Below are 6,772 nucleotides of genomic sequence, written 5' to 3'. Positions count from 1 at the left end.
AAAATACTCTCCGTCTTTATAAAGGCGCGGAGTGCGATTACTTGTTTAATACCCTGTGGATGGAATCGAAGATTAATAATCATGGAGGGCTTTACGGCGAGGCGCGGATAAATCGTTTTTACCCGGCAACCGTCAGCATCAATGTATATCAATCAGAGATGAAGAATGAAAACACAATTTCGTATTATGGCAAGTGTCATCGGCTTAGTGGTATCGGGTGCGGTAGCCGCTGCTGGTGTGACCACTAACCTTGGTTCAACAGCGGGGACGCAAGGTACAGGCGGGCAGGTTGAATTCACCGGCTCCATTACGGATGTTTCCTGTAACGTCACCAGCAAAAGCGCCAATCAGCAGGTCGATCTTGGCAAATGGGCAAAATCCTATTTCACCGGGAGCGGCATTGAGACGACCAAAACTGCCTTCCATATTAATGTCGAAGATTGCCCAAGTTCGGTAACTCAGGTTGCCGTACTGTTTGATGGTAATAAAGACAAAACCGACTCGTCTCTGCTTGCAATTAACACGGGTACCGGTAACGCCACGGGTATCGGCATCAAGCTGTATGAAGAAAATCAAAGTAAACAGGTGGCTTTAGGAGCGGTAACGGATAAGCATCCGGTTACTGCGGGGACATCTGGCACCGGCTCTGCCGATCTCACCTTCTACGCCGACTATAAGTCTACGGGCACTGCCGTCACTACCGGGAATGCAAACGGTGTCGCTGACTTTAACATGGTTTACAACTAATTAAAGCTCTGAGCAGAAGGTGCCTTCTGCTCAATCTCTCTGTTATTTTCTAACTCTGGTTTTCCAATGAATCGTTTTATCGCGAGCCTGGCTATTTCTTTATTCATAATCTCATCTGGCGCTCAGGCGGGGATCGTTATGGGCGGTACCCGCGTTATTTATGAAGAAGGTAAGCGTGAGGCATCTATTTCAGTGACGAATGCCGATAGCGCTACACCTTATTTGGTCCAGTCGTGGGTGGAAAATTATCTGACTACGGATAAGGGGCAGCCACCGTTTATTGTGACTCCTCCGCTCTTTCGTCTGGAGCCTGAGCAGAAAAATGTGCTGCGAATTAATTACACCGGCGCGCAATTACCTACTGACCGTGAGTCCGTGTTCTGGTTGAACGTAAAAAGTATTGCCCCGACGCAAAAAGACGATGCCAATAAACTGCAGGTCAATATTAAATCGAAGTTTAAGATCTTTTATCGACCGAAAAATTTAGCCGGTGAGGCGGAAAGCGCCTGGCAGGCGCTAACATTCCGTTCGACCGGGAGCCGTCTGGTTGCTCATAACCCCACAGCCTATTTTGTCTCCTTCTTTTCACTGTCCGTTGGCGGGCAAGAACTGGAGTCGCCAGGCATGATTGCTCCCTTCAGCGATCAATCGTGGCCGGTTAATCGTTCAGGCGCCGTGAAGTGGCGAGCGATTAACGACTTTGGCGGTATTACCGACTACGCTCAGCAGTAACCTGACTGGCTCTCATTGTGAAAAAGTTAACCTCCGACAACGTGTTTGATGAGGCTAGCGTTGGCCGTCATCCGCTGATGGCCTGCGTACCAGCAGCGCTTTTGCTGCTGTGCTACCAAAATACCACGCGGGCAGAGGACTATTTTGACCCTTCGGCGTTAGAGCTTTCCGACCCACAACAGAAAATGGCCGACTTGCACTATTTCGCGAAACCGGGTGGCCAGCAACCGGGGCGTTATCCGGTGGATGTGTGGGTCAATAACCAGCAGATGGGCCATGAAACCATTGAATTTGTCGATGTTAATGGCAGGCTGCAGCCACTTTTAACGCCAGCGCAGCTGGCCGAGTATGGCGTAAACGTTAGCGCCTTTTCGGCATTTGACTCGCTGCATGAAGGGGAAACTTTCAGCCTGATTGGCAAGTTCATTCCCGATGCTTCCAGCACGTTTGATTTCACCGAACAGCGACTCAAACTGAGCATTCCGCAGGCGGCGATGAATCTGCAAAGCCATGGTTATGTCGACCCTTCCCGCTGGGATGATGGCATTCCCGCCGCATTTGTCGACTATAACCTGACCGGTGCGCAGACGCAGCAAAGTGGCGGTGACTTTCGCTCCAGCTATTTAAACTTGCGCAGCGGTATTAACCTGGGCGGCTGGCGGTTGCGCAATATTGCCGCCATGCAGTACGACAAGACTCGCCGCTGGCGCTCGCAAAGCACCTATCTACAACATGACGTGCGCGCTTTACAGAGTCAGCTGCGCATGGGCGACACCTATACCAGCGGTGATATTTTCGACAGCGTGCAGTTTCGTGGCATTCAACTGATGTCCAACGAAGAGATGCTTCCGGACAGCCTGCGCGGCTTTGCGCCGACAATTCGCGGCATGGCTCACAGTAACGCCAAAGTGACGGTCTCTCAGCATGGCTATGTCATCTACGAAACCTTTGTCGCGCCGGGCGCATTTGTCATTAACGATCTGTACCCGACTTCGCAGAGCGGCGATCTGGACGTGACGGTCAAAGAGAGCGATGGCTCAGAGCGTCAATTTACCCAACCGTTTTCAGCGGTGCCGTTTATGCTGCGTCAGGGGCGCATAAAATACAGCGTCAGTGCGGGACGTTTTTATTCGGCGCAGGCGCAGACACGCCGTCCGCAGTTTATGCAGTCCACTTTGTTCTACGGTCTACCTGCTGGCGTGACGCTCTACGGCGGCGCGCAGATTGCGGAGGATTACCAATCCTGGTCGGCCGGCGCGGGGCGCGGATTTGGCGTACTGGGCTCGCTGGGCGCTGATTACACCAGCGCGGTCACCCGCACGCCGTCAAAACAGCGCTATAACGGGCATTCGGCGCGGCTACAGTATCAAAAAGACTTCGTGACTACCGGCACGACATTGAGCCTGGCGAGCTACCGCTACTCTTCCAGCGGGTACTACGATTTTAGCGAGGCCAACGCCCTCGAGGGGCGCTATGGCGAAACGGACAACAAGCGGAATCGTGAAGAGATCTCGCTGTCGCAAACCTTAGGGAGCGCAGGTAGCCTGTCCGCTTCTGCCTGGACGCAAACGTATTGGCATTCCCCGCGCCACGATCAGACCGTTCATGTGGGATTCTATAGCGCCTGGCACAGCGTTTCCTGGGGGGTGGGCTATTACTATACGCAGTCGTCGCAAAGCAATAAAAACGATCGTTCGCTCTCTTTCAACCTCAATATCCCGTTAGGCCCGGTGCTGCCGGATGCCTCCGTTAGCTACAGCACCACCTCCAATAACAACGGTTATGCCTCACAGCAGGCTTCGCTGTATGGCTCAGCGCTGGAGAAGAATAATCTCTATTACACCGTGCAGCAGGGCTATGGCAATAATGGTCAGGGTAGCAACAGCGGTGTATCGCTGGACTATCGCGGCGGCTATGGCGAAGCGCAGCTTGGCTACCAGCGCGATAAAACCTCCAGCCAGATTAACTGGGGAGCGTCTGGCTCCATTGTGGCGCATCCTCACGGCATTACCTTCGGCCAGTATACCGGCGACAGTTTTGCCATCGTTCGCGCTCCTGGCGCGGACAATGTGGCGATTCAAAATGGCACCGATCTGCACACCGACTGGCGCGGCTATGCCATCGTGCCGACGCTCACGGCGTATCGTAAAAACGATATTAGCCTGGATACCGAATCCATGGCGGATGAAACCGAGGTTGAACTGGAAGGCCAAACGGTGATCCCCGGCGGCGGCGCGATCGTAGAGGCTGATTATCAGACGCATATTGGTCAGCGCGTCTTGTTTACGCTTCGAGGCAAAAACGGCCCGCTGCCGTTTGGTGCTAGCGCAACGCTTTCTGGCGTGGACGGCGCGGCATCGGGGATCGTGGCAGAGCAAGGCCAGGTGTATCTTAGCGGCGTTCCGGATGAAGGCATCCTGGCTGTGCGCTGGGATGTCGGCCATGTCTCGCAAAGCTGCGCGGTCCATTTCCATCTTCCCAACAACCAACAGCGTAATCCGGTTAAAACGGTGAACGCGGTCTGTATATAAAAAGGCTTGAGTATGTACATCGGGTTACGGCGTATTTGCGTTTTTATACTGTTCATCGCGGGGCTGAATAGCTCGCAAGCCTGGGCGGAAAACTGCAGTAATACCATCGGCGATATGACGGTGAATACGCAGAACATCAAATACCTGCCTTCGCTGCCGCTCAATTCGCAGATGTCCGGTTCAATGGCCGATAATAGTAGCGGTATACGCTTTACCTGCGACTTAACGGTTCCCGCCGCGGGTTGGAAGCGCCTGGTATATCAGCAGATGGATACCCAGGGGGCGGCGATCGCCGTGAATGGCGTGCATATTTTTGCCAGCAAGCTCAACGGTCTGGGTTACTCGCTTGGGTTCCAGTGCAATGGCGGTCCGGTGCATTATATTGACGGGAGCTCGTCTCCGGCGGGGAACGAGTCGACGACCATTTGCGATAGTGCCGATATGCCTACGCTGCTTGGCATGAAAGAGGTGATCATTAAGGCGTATATCACTTTCTACAAAACCGGCGAGGTGAACCTGTCCGGGGGCAATCATACCAACGTTGATGCGCAGCCGCAGGTGGGGAAGCTGTTTATGGAACTGCAGCTGGCATCGGGGCAAACCACGACCAGTACGTCGCCAACTTTCCTCGGGCTGTCGGCGCTTAACGTCGATATCGGCGCCAGCGGTAGCTGCCAGGTCACCACGTCCACGATTCACGTGGCGTTAGGCTCCGTCAATAAATCTGAATTTAAAGGCATTGGGACGACCGGTGGGCGCGCCCAGACGTTTGCTATTCCCGTTTACTGCTCGCAGCCGACGGAGGTACGGATGGGGTTCTTTGGCGTGGAGGATACGTCCGGGCAGCCGAATATTCTGGCGCTCACAAAGACCAGCGCGGCGGCCAGCGGCGTTGGTGTGGCGCTGAACTACGGTAACAACGGCGCATCAGCGCCTGCAGAAGGAACGGCGGTGAGTATTAATGAAGCTACGAACCTTCCGGTACTGAAGACGATTACGGCAAGCAACGCCGCCAGCGCCGAGCGGATAAATTTCTCTGCCCATTACGTGCAGACTGGCGCGGTGGTTAACGCCGGGACGGCGAACAGTATGGCGACGTTTACGCTGGTTTATAATTAATGGGGAAGGGCGAGATGCCCCTATCATCGTTGAATTGATCTGCCGTCTTAAAAGGGTCAGACCGATGTAAAAAAAGCCGCTGATGCGGCTTTTTTGTATGAACGTCCGGTTACTCGCTGACTTTTTTCTCAAGTTCTGCGGCGCCGTCTTTGGTTTTATCCCAGCCTTCCTGAGCGCCTTTTTTGGTGGCGTCCCAGCCTTTCTGGCTAACTTGCTTGGTTTTATCCCAGCCTTTCTGAGCGCCTTCTTTGGTGGCATCCCAACCTTTTTCCGTTCCTTCCTTGGTTTTATGCCAGGTTTTCTGCGCACCCTCGCTGACCTGGCTGCCGACGCTGTCACTTTTCCCTTCGGCGGCATGTTTCGATTTCAGCTTCAGCTCTTCACCCTGATTCTGCGCCTGATGCAGCTTTTCCTTCGCTGTGTTGGCGTTTTCCTGTGCTGCGGCTACGGTGTCGTCAGTTGCGTGAGTCGTTGCGGCAAAAACCGGTGATGCCAGCATAAGTACAGATAATGCAATCATTGTCTTTTTCATAATATCCTCATCTAACGATCTCAGTGTTATGAGCATAAACAAGGTTGGCATACCAGAGATTATGCGTCTCCAGGAATAAACTGTAAGTGAATCATCTGGCTTTTGAATGAATGTTATGACCGTTGGAGGCAAAGGTGAGCTTCGTTCACGGCAGTTCGTATCGTAAGCGACCGGGCGGTTTACGCACTAAAAGTATGGATTTTCCCTCGGTAGCGTCCTATCCTGAGAGCAAATATACGAGGTTATCATTATGAAAGATGTTGTTGATAAGTGCAGTACCAAGGGATGTGCAATCGATATTGGTACAATTATTGAAAATGACGATTGTACCTTTCAAATCGAGCGAATTTTTCCAACGGAAAATGAAGCGGAGCTAGCGGTCGCTAAAATCCAGAAACTGGCTTCTGCTGCGGCATCGGATGGGAATCCAGAGGTTGAGTATCAGATTCTGAACGTCGATAACGAGGTGAAACTGGACGCTTCTGTCACTTTCTCTTGTCAGGCAGAAAAGATCATTTTTGAATTATCACTACGTTCCGCATTCTGAGTGTAAGCGCGCCTGCCGGGATGTTCAGTTGATGAACAGCGGCAGGCCTGTTAAACGCCATCTTGTAGGCTCTGCCGGGAAAATGTGTTTATCCACCTCGGTTGCCATCGTGCTATATCGGGCTTTCTTGTCCTTTATTATCTTGCTCGTACCTATCAGCCGGAGGCTGCATAGGTGCATTTGTTTGTCTGAAGCTGATCATAATGCAACTGCCAGAGCTTACTACTACGGGACTTTATTAACAAAGTAAGCCCGTCACCGTGCGTTTAGACCTAACGAAAAAGTAGAGCTTTTCGTTGGGCCTATTAATTGGCCTAAAAGGTTCGGATTTAATGAGTTCTCTTCGGACTTCGCGGGACAAATTGCAGACACAAAAAAGCCCGCAGGGCTTGCGCCGTGCGGGCTCTTAGGACTTCATCGGATGACTCTGGTAATCACCGATGGGCTGGCGGCAGTGTGGTTGGTGGGGAAGGTGATTGAGTTTGTTGGGGATTTTGGTTTTTTACGTTGAAAGGAGGGGGCAAAGAGGGGGATGATGATATCGATATGGAAAAAGTGTTATAT

6 protein-coding genes are annotated in these 6,772 nt (G+C 52.4%); 5 read left to right on the top strand and 1 reads right to left on the bottom strand.

Going from position 1 to position 6,772, the window contains the following annotated elements; genetic code table 11:
* The first annotated feature begins 165 nt into the window (after nt 1–165).
* The 4 genes from NNN71_RS23120 to NNN71_RS23105 all read left to right on the top strand — a co-directional run bounded on the left by NNN71_RS23120 (nt 166) and on the right by NNN71_RS23105 (nt 5,129).
* Entirely contained in the window at nt 166–747 is a 582-nt protein-coding gene (locus tag NNN71_RS23120) for a fimbrial protein (protein WP_271459447.1), read from the top strand.
* Nucleotides 748–813: 66 nt separating this feature from the next.
* Complete coding sequence (locus tag NNN71_RS23115) at nt 814–1,479, top strand: fimbrial biogenesis chaperone (RefSeq protein WP_271459446.1); 666 nt, start codon at nt 814–816, stop codon at nt 1,477–1,479.
* A 77-nt stretch (nt 1,480–1,556) separates the two neighbouring features.
* The gene (locus NNN71_RS23110) at nt 1,557–4,010 is read left to right on the top strand and encodes a fimbria/pilus outer membrane usher protein (RefSeq protein ID WP_271459448.1); all 2,454 of its coding nucleotides are present in this window, start codon (nt 1,557–1,559) and stop codon (nt 4,008–4,010) included.
* Between the two features lie 12 nt (nt 4,011–4,022).
* A complete protein-coding gene (locus NNN71_RS23105) occupies nt 4,023–5,129 on the top strand; it encodes a fimbrial protein (RefSeq protein WP_271459445.1) in 1,107 nt (368 codons plus the stop codon).
* A 109-nt stretch (nt 5,130–5,238) separates the two neighbouring features.
* Here NNN71_RS23105 and NNN71_RS23100 read toward each other — a convergent pair whose 3' ends face one another.
* Entirely contained in the window at nt 5,239–5,661 is a 423-nt protein-coding gene (locus tag NNN71_RS23100; RefSeq protein ID WP_167575182.1) for a hypothetical protein, read from the bottom strand.
* 250 nt (nt 5,662–5,911) lie between these two features.
* On the opposite strand from NNN71_RS23100, the gene NNN71_RS23095 reads away from it, so the two are divergent.
* On the top strand, nt 5,912–6,208 hold the full coding sequence (locus NNN71_RS23095) for a DUF406 domain-containing protein (protein WP_223803212.1): 297 nt from the start codon (nt 5,912–5,914) through the stop codon (nt 6,206–6,208).
* Nucleotides 6,209–6,772: the final 564 nt, after the last annotated feature.

This window comes from Kluyvera sp. Awk 3 (assembly GCF_028069715.1).
Classification (GTDB): domain Bacteria; phylum Pseudomonadota; class Gammaproteobacteria; order Enterobacterales; family Enterobacteriaceae; genus Kluyvera; species Kluyvera georgiana_A.
The sequence above is the reverse complement of the archived record's forward strand: the minus strand, read 5'-3'. Positions and strand labels throughout refer to the sequence as shown.